At 47.5% G+C, this 24,096-nt stretch carries 22 protein-coding genes and 1 pseudogene; 22 read left to right on the forward strand and 1 reads right to left on the reverse strand.

All coding sequences use genetic code 11. From position 1 onward, the window contains the following. The first annotated feature begins 268 nt into the window (after positions 1-268). The 9 genes from ACE3MQ_RS01140 to ACE3MQ_RS01180 are packed head-to-tail and all read left to right on the forward strand — an operon-like array spanning position 269 to position 8,793. Complete coding sequence (locus tag ACE3MQ_RS01140; RefSeq protein WP_379389741.1) at positions 269-982, forward strand: HAD family hydrolase; 714 nt, start codon at positions 269-271, stop codon at positions 980-982. 18 nt (positions 983-1,000) lie between these two features. After that, positions 1,001-1,843 (forward strand): MurR/RpiR family transcriptional regulator, encoded by an 843-nt coding sequence (locus ACE3MQ_RS01145; protein WP_379389742.1) that lies wholly within the window; start codon positions 1,001-1,003, stop codon positions 1,841-1,843. Between the two features lie 22 nt (positions 1,844-1,865). Beyond that, positions 1,866-2,600, forward strand: coding sequence for an MBL fold metallo-hydrolase (locus ACE3MQ_RS01150; protein ID WP_379389744.1), 735 nt, complete (start codon positions 1,866-1,868; stop codon positions 2,598-2,600). Between the two features lie 22 nt (positions 2,601-2,622). Continuing rightward, positions 2,623-4,224 carry an ABC transporter substrate-binding protein gene (locus ACE3MQ_RS01155; protein WP_379389746.1) on the forward strand — a complete coding sequence of 534 codons (1,602 nt, stop codon included), beginning with the start codon at positions 2,623-2,625 and terminating at the stop codon, positions 4,222-4,224. A 15-nt stretch (positions 4,225-4,239) separates the two neighbouring features. Beyond that, on the forward strand, positions 4,240-5,184 hold the full coding sequence (locus ACE3MQ_RS01160) for an ABC transporter permease (protein ID WP_379389748.1): 945 nt from the start codon (positions 4,240-4,242) through the stop codon (positions 5,182-5,184). Positions 5,185-5,189: 5 nt separating this feature from the next. Further along, positions 5,190-6,008: an ABC transporter permease gene (locus tag ACE3MQ_RS01165; RefSeq protein ID WP_379389750.1), complete on the forward strand. Its 819-nt coding sequence runs from the start codon at positions 5,190-5,192 to the stop codon at positions 6,006-6,008. 12 nt (positions 6,009-6,020) lie between these two features. After that, positions 6,021-7,007, forward strand: coding sequence for an ABC transporter ATP-binding protein (locus tag ACE3MQ_RS01170; RefSeq protein WP_379389752.1), 987 nt, complete (start codon positions 6,021-6,023; stop codon positions 7,005-7,007). Continuing rightward, the gene (locus tag ACE3MQ_RS01175) at positions 7,004-7,984 is read left to right on the forward strand and encodes an ABC transporter ATP-binding protein (protein ID WP_379389754.1); all 981 of its coding nucleotides are present in this window, start codon (positions 7,004-7,006) and stop codon (positions 7,982-7,984) included. Before ACE3MQ_RS01170 ends, ACE3MQ_RS01175 begins: the two co-directional genes overlap by 4 nt. Continuing rightward, on the forward strand, positions 7,981-8,793 hold the full coding sequence (locus tag ACE3MQ_RS01180) for a metallophosphoesterase (protein ID WP_379389756.1): 813 nt from the start codon (positions 7,981-7,983) through the stop codon (positions 8,791-8,793). The genes ACE3MQ_RS01175 and ACE3MQ_RS01180 overlap by 4 nt, the downstream gene beginning before the upstream one ends. 124 nt (positions 8,794-8,917) lie before the next feature. On the opposite strand, the gene ACE3MQ_RS01185 is transcribed toward ACE3MQ_RS01180, so the two are convergent. Then, a complete protein-coding gene (locus ACE3MQ_RS01185) occupies positions 8,918-10,027 on the reverse strand; it encodes a GerAB/ArcD/ProY family transporter (RefSeq protein WP_379389759.1) in 1,110 nt (369 codons plus the stop codon). 187 nt (positions 10,028-10,214) lie between these two features. Between ACE3MQ_RS01185 and ACE3MQ_RS01190 the strand changes: the two genes are divergently transcribed. The 13 genes and pseudogenes from ACE3MQ_RS01190 (at position 10,215) to ACE3MQ_RS01250 (ending at position 23,975) form a co-directional block, all read left to right on the forward strand. Further along, a complete protein-coding gene (locus tag ACE3MQ_RS01190) occupies positions 10,215-11,735 on the forward strand; it encodes a spore germination protein (RefSeq protein ID WP_379389761.1) in 1,521 nt (506 codons plus the stop codon). A 3-nt stretch (positions 11,736-11,738) separates the two neighbouring features. After that, positions 11,739-12,950 (forward strand): Ger(x)C family spore germination protein, encoded by a 1,212-nt coding sequence (locus ACE3MQ_RS01195; protein ID WP_379389763.1) that lies wholly within the window; start codon positions 11,739-11,741, stop codon positions 12,948-12,950. Positions 12,951-12,956: 6 nt separating this feature from the next. After that, positions 12,957-13,190, forward strand: a complete 234-nt coding sequence (locus ACE3MQ_RS01200) for a hypothetical protein (protein WP_379389765.1) — start codon at positions 12,957-12,959, stop codon at positions 13,188-13,190. Positions 13,191-13,550: 360 nt separating this feature from the next. Then, the gene (locus tag ACE3MQ_RS01205) at positions 13,551-14,228 is read left to right on the forward strand and encodes a response regulator transcription factor (RefSeq protein WP_379389767.1); all 678 of its coding nucleotides are present in this window, start codon (positions 13,551-13,553) and stop codon (positions 14,226-14,228) included. Next, positions 14,225-16,045, forward strand: a complete 1,821-nt coding sequence (locus ACE3MQ_RS01210; RefSeq protein WP_379389770.1) for a sensor histidine kinase — start codon at positions 14,225-14,227, stop codon at positions 16,043-16,045. The genes ACE3MQ_RS01205 and ACE3MQ_RS01210 overlap by 4 nt, the downstream gene beginning before the upstream one ends. Before the next feature lie 76 nt (positions 16,046-16,121). Beyond that, positions 16,122-16,274, forward strand: a pseudogene (locus ACE3MQ_RS01215) (polysaccharide deacetylase family protein); the annotation flags it as partial. 213 nt (positions 16,275-16,487) lie between these two features. Continuing rightward, a complete protein-coding gene (locus ACE3MQ_RS01220; RefSeq protein ID WP_379389772.1) occupies positions 16,488-16,967 on the forward strand; it encodes an N-acetylmuramoyl-L-alanine amidase family protein in 480 nt (159 codons plus the stop codon). Between the two features lie 10 nt (positions 16,968-16,977). Beyond that, on the forward strand, positions 16,978-17,661 hold the full coding sequence (locus ACE3MQ_RS01225; protein ID WP_379389774.1) for a GDSL-type esterase/lipase family protein: 684 nt from the start codon (positions 16,978-16,980) through the stop codon (positions 17,659-17,661). 36 nt (positions 17,662-17,697) lie between these two features. Beyond that, positions 17,698-19,104, forward strand: a complete 1,407-nt coding sequence (locus tag ACE3MQ_RS01230; RefSeq protein WP_379389777.1) for an MBOAT family O-acyltransferase — start codon at positions 17,698-17,700, stop codon at positions 19,102-19,104. 12 nt (positions 19,105-19,116) lie between these two features. After that, positions 19,117-20,256, forward strand: a complete 1,140-nt coding sequence (locus ACE3MQ_RS01235; RefSeq protein ID WP_379389779.1) for a DHHW family protein — start codon at positions 19,117-19,119, stop codon at positions 20,254-20,256. Between the two features lie 4 nt (positions 20,257-20,260). After that, a complete protein-coding gene (locus ACE3MQ_RS01240) occupies positions 20,261-20,755 on the forward strand; it encodes a DUF4358 domain-containing protein (protein WP_379389781.1) in 495 nt (164 codons plus the stop codon). A 452-nt stretch (positions 20,756-21,207) separates the two neighbouring features. Continuing rightward, positions 21,208-22,692 (forward strand): Lsa family ABC-F type ribosomal protection protein, encoded by a 1,485-nt coding sequence (locus ACE3MQ_RS01245; protein WP_379389783.1) that lies wholly within the window; start codon positions 21,208-21,210, stop codon positions 22,690-22,692. 251 nt (positions 22,693-22,943) lie between these two features. Continuing rightward, positions 22,944-23,975 carry a Cfr family 23S rRNA (adenine(2503)-C(8))-methyltransferase gene (locus tag ACE3MQ_RS01250; protein ID WP_379389785.1) on the forward strand — a complete coding sequence of 344 codons (1,032 nt, stop codon included), beginning with the start codon at positions 22,944-22,946 and terminating at the stop codon, positions 23,973-23,975. The last annotated feature ends 121 nt before the right edge of the window (positions 23,976-24,096 follow it).

Below are 24,096 nucleotides of genomic sequence, written 5' to 3' on the forward strand. Positions count from 1 at the left end.
GGGGATGCAAAGAATGACTGGGTGAATGAAAAGGTTATTTTTTGAGGTTATTTTGGTGTTTGTAATCGGAAAATGGAACATAGACTCATACGAAGTCGCCAATTAGGCGACTTTTTTGTTTTACGATGTAAGTTCTTGCGTCACATTTTACGGAATTAATCATTTGCGTTAATGTCGGAATAATACTCGCTTCCTATGATGGGTGTGAAGGGAATTAATCATTCTTTCAATCATGAAGGAAATCCTACAAACAAAGAGAGGGAATGCGATGATACGTTACTTATGGTTCGACCTCGGATATACGCTGGTAAGGTTGAACCGGGAAGAGGTTTATCAGAAAACGCTAGAAGTATTTGAAGTCTACCGGAGCCAAGAGGAAATCGCAATTGCCTACCACGTGACAGACAAGCTGTTCATGCGTGAGTATCAAGGCGTGTTGGGCAAAGACAGCAGAGCGTATATGCCTTGGTATGTGGGCACCCTGAATTATCATTTGCGGCTCTCGTTGCCGATCGAGGAAGTGGTTCAGGCACACCGAACGCTGGCAATCGATTATCCGATCCGATGGAAAGCTTGCGATGGTGTCAAAGACACTCTCCGCGAGCTCCGAGGTCATGGTTATCGGATCGGCCTCATTTCCAATTGGGATGAAACGGCAAGAACGGTACTGGCCGACAATGATCTGGATGTAGAACTGGACGATATTATCATTTCTTCGGAGGTGGGACTGGAGAAGCCTGATCCGGGCATCTTCCGGCTGGCGCTGGAAAGAGCAGGCGTCTCTCCCCATCAATCGCTATATATCGGTGACAACTACTATGACGATGTGATTGGCAGCCGTAAGGTCGGCATGCATTGTCTGCTCATTAACCCTTACGGAACATACGGCGTGGAGGAGTTAACTTATCGACCGATCATCAACGGAATTCAAGAGGTGGCCGCCTATTTGGGTCATACGCTGTCGCATGCCGGAATGAATTAATTGGAGAGAAGAAGGACGATGACGTTTGTAGATAGAATCCAGGAGCATTTCGACTCACTTAGCGTCGGACAAAAGAAAGTGGCGCATTATATTCAATCCAACATGCAGGATGCCGTGTTGCAATCCGCACAGAAGATTGCGGACAAGTCTGGTGTTAGCGAAGCGACTGTTCACCGCTTGGCCCAAGCATTGTCCTACGCCGGTTTCTCTGCCATGCTTCAGGACCTGCGGCAATTTGTGCTGAAGGATCAGCGGGCCGTCAGAAATTTTCTGCATTCCACAAGTGATCAAGAGGACTCCTGGCTTGAAAAGCATTTCCTGCAGGAGATCGACAACCTGCATGAGACCATGGCTCGGTCGGATCAGTCACAAATCAATCAAGCTGCCCGAATGCTTCTGGAAGGGGAACGTGTCTGGATTGCAGGCTGGCGTATGGGGTTGTCGGTTACATCATTCTTAAACTTTATTCTGAAGTACATGCTGGGCAATTGCGAGCTTATTCCACAAGGAAGCGTTGCGGAATTCGCAACTTACATTAAACCGGAAGATACGGTTTTCGTTTGCGGCTTCCCGCGTTATTGCTCACGGACGTTAAAGGTGGCTGCACTGGCCAAGAAAGAGGGTGCAAAGGTTATAGCTCTTACAGATTCAGAGCTATCCCCGTTTGCGAAGCTGGCAGATCTGCCACTGTTTGCGGCAAGCAAGTCGACCGGTTTTCTGGACTCGTACACGGCGTCCATGTCGGTGGCTGGCGCGCTTATTCACGAGATTTCCTTCCTGGAGAAAGAGCGCGTGCAGACTAATATTGAAAAGATGGAAATGATGTTCAAGGAATTTCATGACAGCTTCGAGTGGAAGTAATGTCACAAGAAAGGAATGTCCAATGGAAGTTACGGTCATCGGCTGTTGGGGGGCATACCCCAAGCAAAATGAAGCTACATCGGGATACTTAGTGGAACACGGAGGAACCAAAATTTTGCTGGATTGCGGGAGCGGCGTGCTGTCCCATCTGCAAAATCACTGTTCCCTCGAAGAACTTGACGCCGTTGTCATCACTCATATTCACGCTGATCATATCGCAGATCTGTACAGCCTAGAGTTTGCCATCCTCATTCTTACGCAAATCGGCAAGCGGACGAGCCCGCTGGACGTTTATTTGTACTGCGAGAACCCTGACAAGCTCGCCTTTTGCTTCCCGGATTATGTATATGTACACCCCATTGTAATCGGGGAGACCGTAAGCATTGGAACGGTAAAACTCGATTTTTCGGAGAATGTTCACGATGTTCCGTGCTGCGCCGTCCGGCTTACGTCGGAAGAAGGCAGGACGCTCGTTTATTCGGGAGATACGGGTTATTGTCAGTCCATTATTGATATTGCCAATTCTGCTGATGTATTGCTCATCGAAAGCAGCTTCTACAATTGGCAGAAGGGTAAAATGGAGGGCCACTTAACGTCAGGAGAAGCTGGAGAGATCGCCGCTTCAGCCGGTGCAGGACAATTGGTTCTTACCCATTTTCCGCACTACGGTGAGCTGGAAGAGATGATTAAGGAAGCATCCCGGCATTACGACGGGCCTATCACATTGGCTAGTTGCGACATGAAAATAACGATTTGAACCTGGAAAGGGGTTAATTCACATGTTGAAATTAAGAAAAACGTTCGTTGCCTGTTTCTCAACACTCGCGATTGTGTCGATGGTCATCTCGGGTTGCGGCAGCAGCGGGGGCGCCTCCTCGAGCGCTGCACCAACCGGTACTTCAACGGCAGCATCAGATACGAAATCGCAAGGAAACAACAAAGAATCAACGGCGAGAGTAGAGGGCGGGACTGTACGGGTTGCAATGGCAACAGAGCCGGATAATCTGGATCCTTACATGTCCGCTGCGACGGACACCGGCTCCATGATGGACAATGTGTTCGATGGTTTGTTTGAAGCAGGAGAGAACAGCGAATTGGTTCCTGCAATTGCAGAATCTTATAAAGTATCGGAGGATGGTTTGACGTATACGTTCGTGATCCGGAAAGGAATCAAGTTTCATGACGGTTCCGAATTGACAGCGGAGGACGTGGAGTACTCCTATGCCAAGCTGTCGGGGCTAAACGGAAAGGAACCACTTTCTTCAAAATTTGCGGCCATTGAAAAGATTGACACCCCGGATGAATTCACGGTCGTTGTCAAGCTCAAAGACAAGGATGCCGCGTTCCTGGCCGCCAACATCGTTGCCATCGTACCGAAGGATTACGAGGAGCAGAGCGGAAAACCGATTGGCGCTGGTCCATTCAAGTTCGTATCGTATACGCCGGGTCAACAGCTCGTCTTAGAGAAGAATGATACCTTCTATGACGAGGAGCGGAAGCCTGCGCTGGATCGCGTAGAGTTCAAAATCATGCCGGATACGAACGCTTCCGTGCTGGCTCTACAATCTGGCGATATCGATATGATTCCGGGCATCTCCGCCCAAGGCGCGCTTCAGTTAGGAGACGGATTTCAGATCGTATCCGGTCCGCAGAACATGGTTCAGCTTATGGCCTTGAACAATGAGGTTAAGCCCCTTGACGATGTGAAGGTGCGACAAGCTATCAACCATGCGATCGATAAAGACGTTATTATCCAGACAGTCGCCGAAGGCAATGGAGTCAAGCTTGGTTCCAACATGAGTCCGGCCATGAAAATGTATTATCAGGAGGGCTTGGAGGATCGGTACCAGCCGGATCCAGAAAAAGCGAAGACACTGCTAAAGGAAGCGGGCTACGAGAAAGGTTTTGAGCTGACGATTACGGTTCCTTCGAACTATACTTTCCACGTCGATACGGCGCAAGTTATCGCTGAACAGCTGAAAGGTGTTGGTATACAGGCAACGATCAAGCAGGTCGAGTGGAGCAGCTGGCTCGAAGACGTGTACAACAATGCCAAGTATGAAGCTACGATCGTCGGCTTGACGGGCAAGATCGATCCGCATGAGGTTTTGGGAAGATATGAAACGAAATATTCGAAAAACTTCTTCAAATTCAGCAACGCTGGGTTCGATGATCTTGTGAACCGCGGTCGATTGGAAATTGATGAGGCCAAGCGGGCTGACCTCTATAAGCAAGCCCAAACGATCCTGGCCGATCAGGCTGCCGCGGTATTCATCATGGACCCTAGCCGCTCGGTCGCATTGAAAGGCAATCTGCACGGCTTTAAGATGTATCCGGTGCAAAAATACGACTTCGCTGCGATGTACTATTCGGAGTCGTAAAAGAGGGATGCTATAGTGAGATTTTATATCCGGAAGCTGGCTACCTTAGTATCCACCGTGCTTCTCGTCTCAGTCATCACATTCCTTGTCTTTCAAATCCTGCCGGGCGACCCAGCGCAGATTGTGCTCGGCGTGGACGCCGACCCGCTTCAGCTTGCTGAACTGCGCAAGACAATGGGGCTTGATCGGCCGGCGGCGGAACGTTACGTATCCTGGATAAAGGATACGGTGACCGGAGATTTCGGCACATCACTCAGGTATCAGCGGCCTGTGGCGGACATCGTGGCGGAACGGCTGCCTGTAACGCTTTCGCTATCCCTATTGTCCCTGGGGCTGACCCTGATTATCGGGCTTCCCCTCGGGATTTACATCGCCCGGAAGGATGGCAAATTCTCTTCCATGCTGTTATCGGCATTCACTCAACTGGGTCTGGCGGTACCATCGTTCTGGCTGGCGTTTATTTTGATCCTGCTGTTCTCGGTCACCTTTAAGCTGTTCCCAACTTACGGGTACGTTCCTTGGAGCGAGGATCCGGTAGGGGCATTTAAATCGCTGTTTCTGCCCTCACTTGCACTTGCCATTCCGGGCATCGCCGTAGTTATTCGTTATTTACGCAATACACTGCTGGATCAATCACGGATGGATTACGTACGGACGGCCCGAAGCAAGGGACTTGGCGAGCCAAGCATTATGTACCGTCACATATTACGCAATTCCCTAATTCCAGTGCTCACGATTGTTGGCTTGCTGATCGCAGATACGCTGGGAGGGAGCATTGTGGTGGAGAACGTGTTTGCGCTGCCGGGGCTGGGCAGTCTGCTGGTCACCTCAATTGGCACGCGTGATCTGCCTCTACTGCAGACGCTGGTGCTTTACATTGCAGTTATCGTCGTTCTTATTAATTTTATAGTCGACATTCTCTACAAGGTGATCGATCCGCGAATACGATTGAAAAGGTGAACGAGATGAAATGGAATAAGCTGATCTATAATAAACCTTTCATGATTGGCGGTTGCTTGATTGCGTTGCTCTTGGGGCTGATGGTGATAAGTCTGTTCTATACCCCGTATGGTCCAAACGATATGAACACAGCGCTGCGCCTAAGTCAGCCGCAGGCCTCCCATTGGTTTGGTACGGATAATTTCGGTCGTGATATTCTCAGCAGGATTATGGAAGGAACGCAGACATCGTTTGTGATCGGTACGGCGTCGGTAGCGATCGGATTGGTCTTCGGCCTCTTGATCGGTGCGGCTGCGGGTTATTGGGGAGGATGGCTGGACGAGACGTTGATGCGTTTCATCGATGCCATGCTGGCGTTTCCCGGTATCCTGCTGGCCATCATGCTTGTTTCCGTATTCGGTCCGGGATTTGCCAACACGATCGTCGCGCTGGGAATCATGAGTATACCGGCGTTTGCCAGAATTGCCCGCAGCGGTTTTATTCAGTACAAGGAGTTTGCTTTTGTCAAAGCTGCGGTAGCCAGAGGGGCAGGCCCTCTGCGCATCATTGCTCTTCATATCCTTCCCAATATCGCCTCTCCCCTTATTGTAGCTGCTTCCTTACGGTTTTCGGGATCGATTCTGGCCGAAGCCGGCTTGAGCTACCTGGGGCTCGGCGTTCAACCTCCCGATCCAAGCTGGGGCAGAATGTTGAGCGAAGCGCAACCGTTTATTATAAACGCTCCATGGTATGTTTTCATAACCGGGGTGGTCATCACGGCGATGGTTCTCGGTTTTAACCTGGTGGGTGACGGAATAAGGGACGTTTATGACAAGAAGCGCTAGGAGGAATGAACGATGGCTGATGCTCTGCTCAATGTACAGGAGCTCAATGTGAACTTTACAATCGGTAAAAAACAATATCCGGCGCTGCGGGAAATGAATTTTAGAATCGGGGAAAAGGAGAGGGTCGGCATCGTCGGAGAATCCGGCTGCGGAAAAAGCTTAACCTCTTTATCCGTCATGGGGCTTCTGCCCGAATCGGCAGCGATAACTCGGGGCGACATCAAACTCTTCGGCAATTCGTTGACGGCGGGACAGGGAGAAGGTTGGCGTTCCGCCAGAGGCGGGAAGGTTGCGATGATCTTCCAGGATCCGATGACCGCACTTAATCCGCTCATGCCGGTAGGAAAGCAGATTGCGGAGATGGCCTTGACCCACCTTGATGTATCGAAGAAAGAGGCCAGGCAGCTAGCCATGGAGGTAATGGCCAGCGTCGGCCTCTCCAGGATTGAACAGCTTTACACCGAATATCCTCACCGGCTGTCAGGAGGCATGATGCAAAGGGTTATGATCGCGATGGCTTTGATCTGCAAGCCCAAGCTGCTGATTGCTGATGAGCCAACAACAGCGCTCGATGTGACGATTCAGGCGCAAATCCTGGATCTGCTCCGGGAGATGAACCGGTCTACCGGTACGGCTCTGCTGCTTATTTCCCATGATTTGGGCGTCATTCGCGAAGTTTGCGAGCGGGTTATCGTGATGTATGCCGGATATATCGTGGAAGACGCTCCGGTCGAGGATATTCTGGAGCATCCAAAGCATCCTTATACATCGGCTTTGCTGCAGGCGCTGCCGAGTGTGGAGAAGAGAGGACAGCTGCTTTATACGATCCCCGGAAGAGTTCCGCCGCTTGAGGAGCGGGGGGAAGGCTGTCCGTTCGTAGGCCGCTGCCCGAGCGCCTCCGGCATTTGCGAGAAGGTAACTCCCTCGCTTAGTAGTACAGCAGCGGGCCGCCACCTTGTGCGCTGCCATCTTTATCCCGAACGGAGAGTGAGCGGATGAGAGAAGAATTGATACGGGTAGAAACTCTTGCAAAGCATTATCGTGTTCCCAAAATGAAGCTTTTCGAGAAACGGCAGGCGGTTCACGCTGTGGATGGGATATCGTTCGGGATTACCGAGGGGGAAATTTTTGGACTCGTAGGCGAGAGCGGCTGCGGCAAGTCTACGACTGGACAGATGATCGTGCAGTTGGTAAAGGAGTCTGCGGGCAGCATTTATTACCGTGACCGGAAAATTAACGATTTGTCCGGGGCCGGGATGAAGGCATTAAGGCAGGAACTGCAAATCGTGTTCCAGGATCCGTATTCGTCGTTAAACCCGAAGAAGACCATCGGATGGCTGCTGGAAGAACCTCTTATCATTCACGGGATCGGAGACAAGGCTGAGAGAAGGAAGATCGTAACCGAGACTTTGGAGCAGGTTGGTCTCAGTTCGGATTATTTGAAGCGGTATCCGCATGAACTGAGCGGTGGGCAGAAGCAGCGGGTCGGCATCGCGGCGGCACTCGTCTTAAAGCCCAAGTTCATCGTTATTGATGAGGCGGTGTCGGCATTGGACGTGTCCGTGCAATCGCAAATTCTGAATTTGTTAAAGGAACTACGAGACAAGCTGCGGCTGACCTATCTGTTTATTTCGCATGATTTGAACGTGGTGCAGTATATCAGTGACCGGGTAGGTGTCATGTATCTAGGGAAATTGGTTGAAATATTCGATGCCGGCTCTACGGTAGATGGGCCGCTTCATCCATATACCAAGGCACTTTTTTCTGCCATTCCCGACGTGAAGGGGGAGAAGGAGCGGATTTTGCTCAAAGGAGACGTTCCGAACCCGATTCATCCGCCGAAAGGATGCGCCTTTCATCCGCGTTGTCCCTTGGCGACGGATAAATGTGGCAGAGAACGTCCGGCATTGCGGAGTATCACGCCAAGCCATGCCGTGAGCTGTCATCTATATGAGGAAGGGGACATTTTCCAATGAAAATAGGAATTATATCGGATCTGCATGTGGATCTCAACGAGCTTCCCGGCGAACCGCTTGTTGAAGATGCGCTATTAGATCAAGCCGTTCGGCAGAAGCTGGACGGCTTGATCATTGCCGGAGATATTTCAAACGATGTCAACCGGAGTCTGAGCGTTCTCGAAATGCTGAAAAAGGAATCCGGCATCCCCGTTCTGTTTGTACCCGGCAATCATGATTATTGGAGCAAAGACAATGGAATAACGGATACATGGAACATATATCGACAGTTTCAGTCGTTTGAAGGGTGTTTGAGCGAGAGGCCATACCAGCTTAATCAGGATTGGGCTGTGATTGGGAATTCGGGCTGGTACGATTACACGATGGGCGAACCGGAATATACGTTTGACCAGTTCGAACGAATGCATGCGATGGATCGGACATGGCAGGACAGCATTTACGTACGGTGGGGCATGAGCAACCGGGACATTCATCGTTACTTCTACGATCGGATGGAGAGGGAATTGGCCGAGATCAGCAATAGCTCCGTTATTATGGTGACGCACATGCTGGCACATCCCTATTTTAAGGTTCCGATGCCGCATCCCCAGTGGTCGTATTTCAATGCCTTTCTGGGAAGTCGGGACTATGCAGAGCTCTACAGGAAATATGGCGTACGATATGGCATTATGGGCCACGTGCATTACCGGAAAAGATATATGGAGCTGGGTACTGAAATGATCTGCGCTTGTCTAGGATACCGTAAAGAATGGCATCATGTCTCTGTAACTGAGGAGCTTTGTGATTGCCTGCAGGTTATTGATATTTAAAGCAAAAAACGAATAAGCTGAACATACAACGAGGAGTTCACTTATCGAATCAAGCTTGACGTTCCGCCCGCAGCGCCTGCCTTGTCGTTGAGGACGCAGAGGCGGGGGATATGCCCCCCTGCACTCACGTTTTTTGCTGCTGTAATCGGGTTCTGGTTTTCCTGACATAATAAACAATCATCATTAGCAGAGGGATCGCAAAACAAACGGTAAAATCCCAGTCTACCCAATAGGCTGGGATTCTTTTGATGTAGAAAATAATATCTTTCGATACCAGTTGAGAAAATCCAAACACGAGAAAACCAACCGGAAAAATCAAGGATCGGAAACTTTTCAGGTTAAACAGTTGAGCGGTACCGTGCGTAAAGGCGTAGAAATACAGCGCTGTTTTGAAAAAAGTGGTGATTACCCACACGATAGCCATAAGCGCCTCGATTCTCTGCAGAAAATTGGCGATATTGATTTTTTGGGCCAGAATATAAGCGGTGTAAAAATGATGCTCCGATAGATAAGCCCCCAGAACGGTAAGGGAAAGAAGCAAAATCAGATTAAGGACGGCCGATCCGATAATCATGATGAGAAAGATATCTCGGTTGGTATGTTTGTTATGCTTGACGTACGGATACACCATCAGAAATACGATCATCTCGCCAAACGGATAACTGATGCCGTACAGAACGGAGTGCATCAATTTGGGTAAAGGCGTATTCATCATCGGGAACAGATTTTCCAGCCGGATCTGCGGAAGGAGCAGAATCATCAATGAAGTGAAAAACAGAATGAACAGCGGCAAAAATATTTCAGCGGCCCTGCCAAGCGTCTCGAGACCAAGGCGGAGGCCGTATATCACCAGGAAAAGGATCATGAAACGAAAAACGGCGCCTGGAGTCTTTTCAAAAATTTGCGTGGTCATGAAATCCTCGATTTCTCGAATGTAGATGGATGTTGCTATCAGAAAGAAAAACAAATAGAACAGGCTGACTGCGGTTCCGACCCATTTTCCCAATATTTTATTCATTTTTTCGATGAGGTTCATCTGAGGATAAAAATAATGTACTTTAAGCGGAATCATGATGCCGGCGAGTCCCAACGGCAAGCTGATTAAACCTGCGATCCAGGCGTCCTGATGCGAATCAGATACCATGGTTACAGGATAAATGAGCGCCATATCGCCAACAAACACAAACAGGGCAAGCACAATCAGTTGTCTTGAAGATAAGCGTCCTTTTTCCATGCTCTATACATCCTTCCGCCTATGGTTGCTTTTCCGACTTGGTACGCAAATTCAGCGCCAGTCTGTGCTAGTATGCCGGTAATGAATTGACAGTATGCTCCTGTTCTGGATTTTTTCAGAATAATTATGGCTAAATAGACCAATATAAGCAAAAACGCCAATCGGCGGAGAACCCGGGTGAACGAGAGTGGATAAATCAATAAGCCTTAAAGGTCAATTGTCGACCCGCCTGCAGGAGAACGAAACCCTGCTGCAACAAGCGCTTGGCGGGAGTACGGATCTGGTGAAAAAGAAGCTGATTCTAGGGGAAAACATTGAGCTGATCTTGTTTTTTATCGATGGTCTGGTGGATACCGGGATCCTTCACAATTCTATCCTTTACTCGCTGACCGAGCGGGGATTCTCCGAATTTGATGAACCGGAAAAGATGGATGCCGCGCAAAAGCTGCAACTTCTCAAGGATTGTATTCTGATGGCTGGAGATATAACGGAAATAGCTGATTACGACAAGCTGCTTCATGATCTTTTATCGGGATGCATCATACTGCTGCTGGAGGGAGCAAGCACTGCGCTGCGGATCGCGCTTCCCGGGTGGGAGGACCGCAATGTCAGCGAACCCAGCTCGCAGTCGGTTGTACGCGGGCCGATGGAGGGGTTTACCGAGAGATTACGCACCAACACAGCGCTGATCCGGCGGAAAATCAAGGATAGACATCTATGGCTCGAAACGTTTCAAATTGGAAAGGTAACCCAGACCGATGTAGCCATTATGTATCTGGACAACGTTGTCAATGCGGAAATTGTGGCTGAAGTAAAACGGCGTCTGGCCAAGATCGACACAGATAGTATTTTAGAAAGCGGCTATATCGAAGAATTCATTCAAGATACGGCAGCTTCCCCGTTTCCTACGATATACAATTCCGATCGCCCCGATACGATTGCGGCGGGGATTTTGGAAGGAAAAGTGGCCATCCTGGTGGACGGGACACCGTTTGTTCTGCTTGTTCCCTCTTTCTTTTTGAATTTCTTCCAATCCGCCGAGGATTATTACCAGCGGGCGGATATCGCCACTTTGCTAAGATTCATCCGGTATTTGGCATTTTTTATCGCGTTGCTGGCTCCAGCGCTTTATATTGCCATTACTACGTATCACCAGGAAATGATTCCGTCCACCCTCGTAATCAGTCTAGCCGCGCAAAGGGAAACGGTGCCTTTTCCGGCTTTTGTCGAAGCGATGCTCATGGAGGTCATTTATGAAGTTTTGCGCGAAGCGGGCGTAAGAATCCCCAAAAACATCGGCCAGGCCATTTCCATTGTCGGAACCCTGGTTATCGGACAAGCGGCCGTGGAGGCTGGCTTTATCTCATCCGCGATGGTCATCATCGTATCTGTTACGGCGATTTCCAGTTTTGTGCTTCCAGAGACGGGAATGTCCATCGCCGTCCGGATCATCCGTTTTGTCCTGATGGCGCTGGGGGCGTTTATGGGATTGTTCGGCATTCTGTTCGGCCTGTTTATCATCGTGCTGCATTTGGCCGGGCTGCGGTCCTTTGGAATGCCTTATATGAGCCCGATAGGGCCTTATATTCAAAGCGATTTGAAGGATTCCGTTTTCCGCTTTACTTGGCCGAAGCTAAAAACGAGACCCAAGCAAACCAAACCTGCCAACGTAAACCGGCAAGGACAAACCGGGCAGGAGGAATCGTAAGCCATGATGAGAACACTGAAATCAACCCTATGCGGGTTCATGCTGATCATTTTGCTGCCTACTTTGCTTAGCGGGTGCTGGGAAAGGAAAGAACTCAATGAGCTGGCTTTTGTCCTGGGGTACGGATTGGATAAAGAGGGAGACCAGTTTAAAGTAACGATGCAGGTGGTCGTTCCTTCGGAAATCGCCACATCCTCCGCAAAGGGGGGCGGAACACCGGTCGCCGTTTACGAATTCAAAGTGAAAACCGTTTTTGAAGCGCTGCATAAATTCACCTTAATGAGCTCCAGGTCAAGTTACTTGGGGCATATCCGCGTATTGGTGCTCGGTGAGGAGTTGGCCCGCTCTGGCATTGCCCCGGTGCTGGATGTCATTATAAGAAGCCGCGAACCACGGACGGATTTCTTCATCATTGTTGCGCGGGGTGCCCAGGCCTCCGAGGTGCTGCGGATGTTGACCCCGCTGGACAAATTGCCGGCCAACCGACTGTTTTATTCCTTGCAGACATCGTCCGAGTCAACCGCGAGAACCTCACCCGTCTCTACCGACAAACTGATTGACCGTTTGGTAGCCGAGGGGAGAAACGTTGCGCTGTCGGGCGTACAGATTGTAGGCGATCGCTCCGTAGACGGGGACACGAAAAATCTTGAAAGCACAAAGCCCAAAGCAAGCTTGCTGCTTCGCGGCCTGGCTGTTTTTAAAAAGGACAAGCTGGTAGGATGGCTCAATGAAGAGGAAACGATTGGCTATAACTATATCATGGGTGAAGTCAAGTCAAGCGCGGGTTCTGTGAAAGGGGAGGACGGAAAACCCATTGTGATGGAAGCGCTCCGAACTTCAACCAAGCGCAAGGTCAAAATCATCGATGGGGAGCCGCATATTTACATTTCCGTTCGCGCTACAGTCAATATTCAGGCTGTACAGAGCACGGATAAGCTGGATGACGATCGGGTGATTAGAGAATTGGAGAAAAAGGCGGGGGAACGTATCGTTTACCTCATGGAAAATGCGGCCGATCATATTATTGAGAAATACAATTCCGATATTCTGGGGTTTGGCCAACTGATTTACCAATCCCATCCGAAGGTGTGGGAGAAGCTGAAGGAACAGCGGGAAAATTATCTAAAAACGCTGCCCGTTCATTATCAAGCTTCCGTGCATATCAACCGGATTGGGATCATCGATAAATCATTTCAGGGTGACATAAAGGAGTGAGGCCGAATGATGAATTTTCTGGCCGTTCTGCTGGTTGCCGGATGCTGTATAGCTATTGACCTGCCTTCCTTGGTTCGTTCCCGTCAAATCGGCCAGATCACCGTCTTCATCTTGCTCTGGTTGGCCGGCATTGCGGCAACGCTATGCACTGTATTCAAGGTGCAGATCCCCAGTCCGCTTTATTTCATCATTTGGTTATATACGCCTGTAAATGATTTTTTTCAGCGTATGTTAGGATGAAAGCTTTCACGAGATACTCCAGCTCGGTGGCCGCTGAACAGCCAAAAAGCATGAAAGAAGCCGTTTTTTTCATGTTACTGAATAATGAAGAACGATGTCGGAGAACAAGAAAATATACACATAAGAAGTCGCAGAAACTGCGGCTTTTTTGTTTTAATGATGCAAGTTTCTGTTTTCAGCTCAGGACTAGAACTTGTAACCACAGCCGATTAAATAAAGGGACTTTTAAAACGGTTCAGTACGGAAAAAGACATGAATGTAGAAGACAAAGTTGCATTTTCGGTGCCGTGGAGAGTACAATGCAGCTATTCTAATAGTTTGAAGTCATGCGTCACTAGAAAAACATTGAGAGGTTGCCACATGCCAAGAACAATACTGATTGTAGAAGATGAGCATATTTTACGGGAAATCATGAAGGATTATTTGCTTGAAGAAGGTTTTGAAGTGCTTGAAGCGAGCGACGGGAAAAATGCTCTGGCGCTATTTCAAGAACATGAGGTGGATCTGATCATACTAGATATTATGCTTCCTGAATTGGACGGATGGTCCGTATGCAGACGCATCCGAAAAGTGTCAAACGTTCCGATTATCATGTTAACGGCCCGTTCGGATGAAGACGATACATTGCTAGGTTTTGAACTAGGTGCCGACGACTATGTAACCAAACCGTACAGTCCTCCAATCCTGCTGGCACGGGCGAAGCGGCTTTTGGAGAGCAGACAGACTCGGGAACAAGAAGACGATACATTGTCCAGCAACGGTATATCCATCCACTTTCCATCCCGAACGGTTACGATGGATGGGGAAAACTGCAGTTTGACGCATACGGAATTCGAAATTTTAGCTTATCTGATGAAAAACAAAGGAATTATTATAACCAGAGAACAGCTGATTACAAAAATCTGGGGGTATGATTTTGTCGGTGATGATCGCACGGTCAACAGCCACATCCGCAATCTGCGTTCCAAGCTGGGGGAGCATGCCAAGCATATTGCCACGATCGTTCGATCAGGTTATAAGTTCGAGGACAAGTTATGAAACAAGGCATTGTTCTTAAGCTGTTCCTATTTACGACGGGATTATGCTTATTCATTCTTGCCGTTATCTTTACCTTGCAGACCGTATTTTTCAAACAGTATTATGTTCATCAGAAAGTGAAGGACGTATCCGCGGCGCTTCAGGCTTATGAACAAGACTACCTGAATCATGCAGCGGACACACAGGAGACGGCAAACCTGGAGCAAGACTTTTATCAAAAGCATAACACCTGGATCACGACTGTGGACACCCGAGGTAATTTGAAGTATACCGATGATTTCTTCATGGAAATCAAGCTGAGACATTCGGATGATGCTATGTTTTCCAATAAAACGATGACCTTACCTCTATACAGTTTTATCAACGTAGAGGACTTCAGCAGCGATAATCCGTTCCTCACTCCCTGGATTGAAGAAGGAGAAGGGATCGCGATGGAAGGCTTGATCATGAATGGCCAGCCGGTGATCCAGCGGATGGGGATGACCGAATCCAATCTGAGAGAGGAAAGCCAGCTGGAAAATCGGCAGATGGTGAGGAAAGAAGGCGAGGTTCTCAATCGATATGCCAACGCGTTCCAATATCGTGAAAAATATCCCACATTTTTGGTCAAAGGAACCATTACGAAAGTCCGGACACCGGAAGGTGCAGGAGTTTCGCGTTATACCAATCACTTGTTTCTGGATCGCATCAAAGCCTTCCAAGCGGATCTATTGTACGGTGACTTACAGGATAGCATGAACGCCAATCAGATCGTAGATTATGAAGAAAACGATGTGAATTACAAAATTTTCGTGGATCGCATTCAGGATCGCGACGGTAATCCCGCATACCTGTTCGCGATGACGTCACTCCAGCCGGTTAGTGAAGCCGCAGGGATGATCAAGGAATACTATGTGTACATCATTATTGCCACTCTGCTTCTCGTGGTGCTGGCATCGTTCTATTACTCTCGTCAGATTACTCGGCCGCTGCTGCGTATCAATCGTACCACACGGCAAATGGCGGACCTTGATTTTTCGGAGAAAATCCCCATCACAACGAAGGATGAAATCGGAGACCTGTCGCGCAACATTAACGAGCTCTCCGAGCGCCTGCACTCTCATATTATTCGGCTTGAGCAGGACATCGAGAAAGAAAAGCAGCTGGAGAATACGAGAAAAGAATTTATATCCGGCGTATCCCATGAGCTGAAAACTCCTCTAAGTGTCATTCAGAGCTGCCTGGCCATTATGAAGGACGGGGTGGCAAGCCATAAAAGGGATTATTACTTCAAGGCGATGGAGGACGAAGTCAAGAGAATGGATCTGCTGATCGTGGATATGCTGGAATTGGCCAAATATGAATCTGGAACGTATACCATGGATATGGATTCTTTTTATATCGACGCCGTTATCGAGCGGGTATGCGCAAAATTGGCTGCGGACATCGAGGCAAAGCAATTACATCTTGATATGTCACTGAAACCTGTCGAAGTGCTGGCGAATGAGCGGCGAATTGAGCAAGTCGTTGTCAATTTCCTTAGTAACGCGATTCGTTATACGCCAGAGCGGGAGTCCATTCTTGTCAGCATCTTGGAAGATGGGGACACCGTTAAAGTTAGCATCGAAAATAAAGGAGCCCGCATTCCCGACGAACAGCTTGAGAAAATCTGGGACCGGTTTTATCGCGGCGAGCCTTCTCGCCAACGGTCGGCCGGAGGCACCGGCCTAGGTCTTGCCATCTCCGGGAAGATTCTGGATATGCATGGCGTGCCTTATGGTGTAATCAATACTCCTAATGGGGTCATGTTCTATTTTCATTTGAATAAAAAAGCGTAGAACTGTGGTTCTGCGTTTTTTTAATTTAAGAGATAAGAAAGTATAAACATCCGAGGCATAGCATTCTTATCTCGCAGATTTGGAAGTCGTATTGATGCACGAAAAGCCGCAAACGCTGCAGGTTCTTCCGGAGATCATCGAATTCTACGAAGAAGAAGGCTACCAATTTGGTGTTTACGACGATAACGAGCATTTTCACTTGAATTTTCAAAAGGATCATCGCTTATAGACGCAGCAATAGCATCCTTTGGAACAGGGGCTGTTCTTGAAGGTCTTTTATGGACCTGTCAGGAACGGCTCCTTTTTTTTTTGCCGCAGCCTAAGCCTAATACTCTATGAAAGTTTGATATCATCTGCACCTTATCTTGATCTCCGGCGATTACACTTTTTTCAGGAGGAGGAGAGAACGTATGAAAAAAGGCGCTCGATTATAATCACCCTTTTGTCTTTGCTGGTGATCGTTCTGCTGTATCAACTTGTTTCCGGGGAAGGGACAGCAAGCGAACGTAAAGCCGGCATGGATGTTCGCTCGGATAAGATAAGAACGCTAGAACACCAGCCGGGGACGGCATATAAAGTCGTGATTGATCCAGGACATGGCGGCAAGGATAACGGCGCAACGGGCGCTAGTGGGAATTTTGAGAATACGTACGAAGACTCTAGTGTTTCAGGTACTGAAACCTACTATTACCATGAAGATTCCTTGTTTTTGGCGGAAATTTTGCAAAAGCGGTTTCGGGATCGGGGAGTAAAAAAAGAGGATTTCTTCGTCTTGAAGGATTCGAACATGCCAGCGGCTCTAATCGAAATCGGTTATTTAACGAATCCGCAAGAAGAGAATGAAATGCTGACGGAAGATTTCCAATACCGGATGGCAAGCTCCATTCTAGACGGAATTAAAGAAGCTCTAAAATTAAATTAAAGAGAGGAATATGAACATGAAAAAAATAGTTACAACCCTACTCCTTGGGAGTATTACACTTGCCTTGGCAGCATGCGGAAACGAATCTACAAGCTTGAGTCGGCAGCAACCGACTACTCAAAACCAAGGACAGGTAACGGAATCAAAAGGCTCAGTAAAAACCGAGTATCAAGCATTCTTCCAGAACAGCGTATTTGTGGGGGATTCCATTACGGAGGGTTTATCTTTCCATGATGTGCTTAAAGAGGAGAATGTTCTGGCAGGCGCAGGAAAAACGGCGGAGTTCGCACTTCAAGATATGGCTGAGTTGACTAAGCGGAACCCGGAGCATATCTTTATCAACTTGGGTTCAGATGACATTTTATGGCCAACGGATAACCCCAAAGCCTATTCCATGAAAAACTATGCGAAGCTGATCGGTATGATCAAGGAAAAACTTCCACAAGCGAAAGTAACTGTTTTATCGGTAACCCCGGTAACGGCGGAAGCGGAAGAAATGGAACCAAGATACAAAAATATCAATGATTATAACCAAGGCTTAAAAGAGCTGGCGGAGAAGGAGAACATTGGATTTGTTGATTTGTCCCCGGTATTTTCAAACGGCTCAGATGATCTGTACGACTCGGACGGCATTCATTTTAAACCGGAGTTTTACATAAGAATGCTGGATCTGCTGAAAGATCAAGTGGAATAGCATGCAAATGGATCAGCCAATTTGGGGGTGTAAATATTGGTCTTTAGCAGCCTAATATTTCTGTTCCTCTTTCTGCCGGTTACCGTTCTGATCTATTACGTATCTCCGATGAAATTTCGAAATGCTGTCCTTCTTGTCGTCAGCCTCATCTTTTATGCATGGGGCGAGCCGCTATACATTTTCATCATGATCTTCTCCACGGTCTTCGATTATATCAACGGGCTGCTGATCGATAAGTATAGACATCGGAAGCTGATCTCCAGATCGATTTTTATCGGTTCGATGGCCGGCAGTTTGGGTATTCTCGGATTTTTCAAATATGCTAATTTTGTGGCGGACAACATCAATCTGTTGTTTCATATGAATATCCAAGTGGCTGATCTTCCGCTGCCTGTGGGCATATCCTTCTATACCTTTCAAACGATGTCTTATGTCGTTGACGTCTACTTGGATAAAGTACCCGTTCAAAAGAATATCATCTCCTTTGGGGCATATGTGACCATGTTCCCGCAGCTTGTTGCCGGTCCCATTGTCAAATACGGCGATATTGCGGGACAGCTCGTTTCCCGTAGGATGTCCCTGGATCGTTTTGGCGAAGGGGCGGAGCTGTTCATCAGGGGACTTGCCAAAAAAGTGCTGCTGGCGAACAATATCGGATTATTGTGGGCGAGTGTTAAAGCGACGCCGATCGAGGAATTGAGCGTATTATCCGCCTGGCTGGGCATTACCGCATTTACACTGCAAATCTATTTTGACTTCAGCGGTTACTCGGATATGGCACGGGGACTAGGGAAAATGTTCGGATTTGATTTCATGGAAAATTTCCGTTATCCCTACATTTCTAAAAGTATAACCGAATTTTGGCGCAGATGGCATATTTCACTCGGCAGCTGGTTTCGGGAGTACGTTTATATACCGCTTGGCGGTAATCGATCAGGGCTTAAGAAGCAGCTTCGGAATTTACTGGTCGTATGGTTTTTAACCGGATTATGGCATGGCGCAAGCTGGAACTTTATCGTGTGGGGCTTGTATTTCGGATTCTTTGTGATCATCGAGAAACGATTTCTTTTGCAAAGTCTTGGACGCATACCTGCTTTTGTCGGCCATGTCTACACGCTTCTGGTCGTTATGATCGGCTGGGTATTGTTCGAAATGGAGCATCTGGCTTCCGCTTGGCATTTCATTGGCGTGATGTTCGGTTTCGGCGGGCATGTTTTTGCGGATCAGCAGGCGCTCTATGATTGGTCTACGAATGTTGTATTGTTTGTCGTATTGGCAATCTGTGCAACTCCGCTTCCAGGAAAGATGTTATCCTGCATGAAGGAAAAATGGAGAGTTGCCGGCGTGATTACCGTTCCACTTATCTATTCTTTATTCATGGTTCTGTCGACAGCTTATTTGGTCAATGAAACCTACAATCCGTTTTTATATTTTCGATTTTAAAAGGGGACAGCCATGGGATATTACAAAAATTTCAAAAGTAAATTGCTGGCCTTATTGCTGCTCCTGTTTATAAGCGGAATCGCAGTTCTTCATCTTTTGGCGGCGGATCGTTCATTTTCGGAGTCGGAAAACCGGATGCTGGAGCAGCTGCCGCATTTCTCACTGAAAGCATTGCTGTCAGGAGATTTCACTGCCGATTTCGAAAAATATGTGTCCGACCAATTTGTTTTCAGAGACTTTTGGATCGGGGCCAAAACCGATACGGATCAGCTCTTGGGAAAAAAGGAGAGCAACGGAGTTTACCTAGGAACAAACGGGTATCTGATTCAGGATGTTATTCCCCCGGCGGAAGAGGATTTGAAGGAGAAGATCGAAGCCATTCATTCGTTTGACCAGGCTACGCCGGAAATGCAAAAATATGTGATGCTGGTGCCAACGGCAGCCGCTCTATATAAAGACAAGCTCCCAAAATATGTTGTCATCGGCGATCAAGGAGCATACCTGAAAAAAGTAAAGCAATGGCTGCATCCCAATCTTCGTTTTATTGATGTTTTTCCAAGTTTATATGCTGAGCGTGATCAACCTATATATTATATAACCGATCATCATTGGACGACCAAAGGCGCTTATATAGCTTACCAGGAACTTTGCAGACAAATGGGGCTGATACCTCAGAAAGAGGAAGATTTTAATATCCAGCAAGTAACCGATGAATTTTACGGCTCGCTTTATTCAAAAAGTGGTTTCAGACATATACAGCCCGATCGTTTGGAGCTTTATTTGCCAAATGATCAAGAGAAATATACCGTAACGTATGTCGACGAAGGGAAGACCACGGATTCATTGTATGCAATGGAGCAGCTGCATAGGAAGGATAAATATGCGGTGTTTCTTAACGGTAATCATGCACGAATCCATATTAAAACGGCTAATCCGAGCGGTAGAAAGCTGCTGGTGGTCAAAGATTCGTACGCTAACAGCCTGATACCTTTCTTAATAAAGCATTTTAGCGAAATAAACGTGATAGACCTTCGGTATTATGAGGAAGATTTGGCGTCGTTCGCGAACGAACAGGGGATCCAGGACATGCTATTGCTTTATAATGCGAATACGTTTTTCGAGGATCCATCCATAAAAAATGTAACGGAGTGATCAAATGAAAAAACGATGGAGAGGGAAAAGAAGTTTTTCCCTCGTTATGCTTGCATTCATCGTCGTGATTGGCGTTTTGTCCGGATGCTCGGGCAAGGATGAGAAGACTTCAGAACAACTGTCGGTCACCGAAATCGGAGAAAGTATCGAACAGGCAGTGAGCCTAAAAGAAATGAAAAAGCAGGATCTGAATAAGCTGCAGAAATTGTATAGGCTTGATGCAGGCAGCGTCGATGATTTTATTCTTTATACGTCTACATCGAATGTAAAAGCTGACGAATTGGCCGTCATCAAGCTGAAGGATGAGAGTCAGGCAGAAAGCGTCAAAGAAAATATTGAGCAGCGAGTCGAAGCACAGAAAATAAAATTCAAGGATTATCGCCCGGATGAATATTTTCTGGTCGAACATCATGTGTTAAAGACGAAGGGGCCATTTGTCCTCTTCGCGGTGTCTAAAGAGGCCGCCTCAATGGAACATGTTTTTGACGGTGCATTTTAACACAAAGTCTAACCAAAAAATAATCGCCTTTAAAAACAACAGTCTTTGAAATTTACTCGTGTGAAGAACTCTATTATTTTCCGTAGCGACTATCAGTTTAACGCTTTTGAAATAGTTAACAAGAACATTAACAAACGACTTGAAGCAGATGAATGCTGCCATATCTGGGATGTTGCAATGAAGTATCTGGTATGTTAATATTGCGCTAACACTTACGATAGGAGTTGAAGAGGATAATGTAAAATTTCTTGCTTAATTTTAAAGAATAGAACAAGTTCTGTTTGCTTTGTTTTTATTCTTTATGGGCAAGAAAGTTACCTTATTCTTTTCACTCTAAAAATATATCATTATCTGACTCTGCGTAGGGTTAGATTTGTCTTATTTTTTGAGCTGCAAGAAAGGTCAACTTTCTTGCAGCTCTTTTTTATTTGAGAACAAAGGAGGTTTCTGAAATGTCATTGATCAAGGTAACAAATTTAACGTTTGCCTATGACGGCAGTTACGACAACATTTTTGACCATGTAAGTTTACAAATCGATACCGACTGGAAATTGGGCTTTACGGGGAGGAACGGCCGGGGCAAAACTACGTTTCTAAATCTGCTGCTCGGCAAGTACGAATACAGTGGAACGATTTCCTCTGACGTCAGCTTCGAGTACTTTCCGTTCCATGTCGAACACAAGGAGAACCTTACATTCGATGTGATCGCCGACATCTTTCCGGACTACGAGCATTGGCAACTCATGCGCGAGTTTTCGCTGCTGAAGTTGTCAGAAGATGTGTTGTACCGACCGTTCGACTCGTTGTCCAACGGAGAACAAACGAAGGTGCTGCTGGCGGTTCTTTTCTTGAAGGAAAACAGCTTTTTGCTTATCGACGAGCCGACAAATCATCTGGATCTGCATGCTCGGAAGCTGGTAAGTGATTATTTGAACGACAAGAGCGGGTTTATTTTGGTGTCACACGATCGGTCGTTTCTCGACAATTGTGTGGATCACATTATTTCGATCAATAAAACCAATATTGAAATCCAGAAAGGAAATTTTTCAGACTGGTGGGACAATAAACAACGACAGGACAATTTCGAACTGGCCGAGAACAATAAGCTGAGGAAGGACATTAAGAGGCTGTCCGAAGCGGCCAAGCGAACGAGCAACTGGTCGCACGAAGTAGAAAAAACGAAAAACGGTACCCGTAACTCCGGCTCCAAGGTCGACAAAGGGTACATCGGTCACAAGGCCGCCAAAATGATGAAACGGTCCAAATCGATCGAGCAAAGACAGCAATCCGCGATCGAGGATAGATCCCAGCTTTTGAAAAACGTCGATAGCTCGGAAAGCCTGAAAATATCGCAGATGACTTATCACAAACACCAATTGGTCGAGCTTGACCGTGTTTCAATTCATTATGGCGAGAAAAACGTTTGCCGCGACATCAGCTTTTCGATCGAGCAAGGGGATCGCATCGCGCTCTCCGGCCCGAACGGATCAGGCAAATCCAGTTTGCTCAAACTGATTTGCGGCGAGGAGATCCCTTATTCCGGCGTGTTTCGAAAAGGGAGCCAGTTGAAAATTTCCTACGTTTCACAAGAGACCTCGCAGTTGCGGGGCAATTTGACGGAATTCGCCAGATCCAGCGGGATTGACGAAAGCTTATTCAAAGCGATTTTAAGAAAACTCGATTTTTCGCGCTTGCAATTCGAAAAGGACATCGCTTCTTTTAGCGGCGGTCAGAAGAAAAAGGTTCTGATCGCGAAAAGCCTCTGCGAACGCGCCCATTTGCATATTTGGGACGAACCGCTCAATTTTATCGACGTCATTTCCAGGATGCAAATCGAAGAACTGCTACTGGAGCATTCGCCGACTATCCTTTTTGTGGAGCACGATAGCGAGTTTTGTAAACATATCGCAACAAAAATTGTGGAACTGGAAGTTTAACTCACTCTAGGAGGATGAAAGCGATGATCATTGAGGTTGTTGTAGATGATTTTGTGAACCGGTTCCTACCGGTTGTCCCGGTTCACAAAAAAATAAATCTGTTGCCGGAGGTTTACCAATCTATCGACAGATGCACGTAGCGATTATGTCCGCAAACGCATCGTGTTTTTCCTGCGTAGTTGGTTAATGACGCATTAAAGCGCCGGATGACGGTTGCCTTTTTGCATTTTCTCCGGCGGTAAGGAGAACACATGAAACCAACCTCGAAATATGAAACGATTAAGCAGATCTTGTCCGACTTCAAGCAGCCTGCGTACCGGTATGGGCAAATTATGGACGCTATTTTCAAACAAAAAATTGCTGAATACGAACGGATCACTATACTGCCTAAATTTTTGCGAGAAGAGTTGGCCCGAACGCTTGGTCCGTACGTCTCCAGCGTTATTCCGGTAAAGGAACTCACATCGCAGCAGGTCAGCAAGGTGCTGTTTGCCATCGGTGGTGGCGAACGCGTAGAGGCTGTACGACTTTCCTATAAACGGGGGTGGAAATCGTATTGTATTTCCACTCAGTGCGGCTGCGGGTTCGGGTGCCGCTTTTGCGCCACTGGTACCATCGGCCTGAAACGTAATCTGACCGCTGACGAAATTACCGACCAATTGCTTCACTTTCACTTGAACGGCCACACCTTGGACAGCGTGTCCTTTATGGGCATGGGGGAGGCGCTCGCCAACCCGCACCTTTTCGATGCACTAGCGATTTTGACCAACCCGCATCTCTTCGGTTTAGGACATCGGAGAATTACGATTTCCACCATCGGCCTGTTGCCGGGAATCGATAGGTTGGCGCGGGAGTTTCCGCAGGTCAATTTAACCTTCTCGCTGCATTCGCCGTTCGACGATCAACGAAGCGAACTGATGCCGATCAACAAGCGTTTTCCGCTCCACGATGTGCTAAATGCATTGGATCGCCATATCCAGCATACGGGGAGAAAGGTGTATATCGCGTATATTCTTCTTCGAGGGTTCAACGACTCGGCGGAGCATGCAAAAGAGGTTGCCGCTCTGTTGAGGGGAAGGGGAGCTTGGGAACATCTCTACCACGTGAACCTAATTCCCTACAATTCGACAGAAGTGACGCCTCAAAGCTACTTGCCATCTGACCCCGAAAGGGTCAAAACGTTCGTTCGGACGTTGAAGAGAAATGGTGTGAATGTTACGGTTCGAACTCAATTCGGATCGGACATTAATGCGGCATGCGGTCAGTTATACCGAACCGAATAGTCGACGTTACAAGGCTGCCGCATGCAACAATCAATCGGCAGCCTTGAACCTGAATTAGTCGAGAAATGTCGGACGACAAGAACATGAATACTTTCAGTTGGATTGCGTTCGTTAGAAGCAG

It is taken from the genome of Paenibacillus lentus, from assembly GCF_042714055.1.
In the GTDB taxonomy this organism is placed as follows: Bacteria; Bacillota; Bacilli; order Paenibacillales; family Paenibacillaceae; genus Fontibacillus; species Fontibacillus lentus_A.

Bases quoted from the DNA above. Each gene is read 5' to 3' on its own strand.
- ACE3MQ_RS01180 (WP_379389756.1), top strand. From the start codon at position 7,981: ATGAAAATAGGAATTATATCGGATCTGCATGTGGATCTCAACGAGCTT.
- ACE3MQ_RS01165 (WP_379389750.1), top strand. From the start codon at position 5,190: ATGAAATGGAATAAGCTGATCTATAATAAACCTTTCATGATTGGCGGT.
- ACE3MQ_RS01210 (WP_379389770.1), top strand. From the start codon at position 14,225: ATGAAACAAGGCATTGTTCTTAAGCTGTTCCTATTTACGACGGGATTA.
- ACE3MQ_RS01235 (WP_379389779.1), top strand. From the start codon at position 19,117: ATGGGATATTACAAAAATTTCAAAAGTAAATTGCTGGCCTTATTGCTG.
- ACE3MQ_RS01175 (WP_379389754.1), top strand. From the start codon at position 7,004: ATGAGAGAAGAATTGATACGGGTAGAAACTCTTGCAAAGCATTATCGT.
- ACE3MQ_RS01140 (WP_379389741.1), top strand. From the start codon at position 269: ATGATACGTTACTTATGGTTCGACCTCGGATATACGCTGGTAAGGTTG.
- ACE3MQ_RS01150 (WP_379389744.1), top strand. From the start codon at position 1,866: ATGGAAGTTACGGTCATCGGCTGTTGGGGGGCATACCCCAAGCAAAAT.
- ACE3MQ_RS01205 (WP_379389767.1), top strand. From the start codon at position 13,551: ATGCCAAGAACAATACTGATTGTAGAAGATGAGCATATTTTACGGGAA.
- ACE3MQ_RS01250 (WP_379389785.1), top strand. From the start codon at position 22,944: ATGAAACCAACCTCGAAATATGAAACGATTAAGCAGATCTTGTCCGAC.
- ACE3MQ_RS01225 (WP_379389774.1), top strand. From the start codon at position 16,978: ATGAACATGAAAAAAATAGTTACAACCCTACTCCTTGGGAGTATTACA.
- ACE3MQ_RS01240 (WP_379389781.1), top strand. From the start codon at position 20,261: ATGAAAAAACGATGGAGAGGGAAAAGAAGTTTTTCCCTCGTTATGCTT.
- ACE3MQ_RS01155 (WP_379389746.1), top strand. From the start codon at position 2,623: ATGTTGAAATTAAGAAAAACGTTCGTTGCCTGTTTCTCAACACTCGCG.
- ACE3MQ_RS01170 (WP_379389752.1), top strand. From the start codon at position 6,021: ATGGCTGATGCTCTGCTCAATGTACAGGAGCTCAATGTGAACTTTACA.
- ACE3MQ_RS01145 (WP_379389742.1), top strand. From the start codon at position 1,001: ATGACGTTTGTAGATAGAATCCAGGAGCATTTCGACTCACTTAGCGTC.
- ACE3MQ_RS01245 (WP_379389783.1), top strand. From the start codon at position 21,208: ATGTCATTGATCAAGGTAACAAATTTAACGTTTGCCTATGACGGCAGT.
- ACE3MQ_RS01200 (WP_379389765.1), top strand. From the start codon at position 12,957: ATGATGAATTTTCTGGCCGTTCTGCTGGTTGCCGGATGCTGTATAGCT.
- ACE3MQ_RS01185 (WP_379389759.1), bottom strand. From the start codon at position 10,027: ATGGAAAAAGGACGCTTATCTTCAAGACAACTGATTGTGCTTGCCCTG.
- ACE3MQ_RS01195 (WP_379389763.1), top strand. From the start codon at position 11,739: ATGATGAGAACACTGAAATCAACCCTATGCGGGTTCATGCTGATCATT.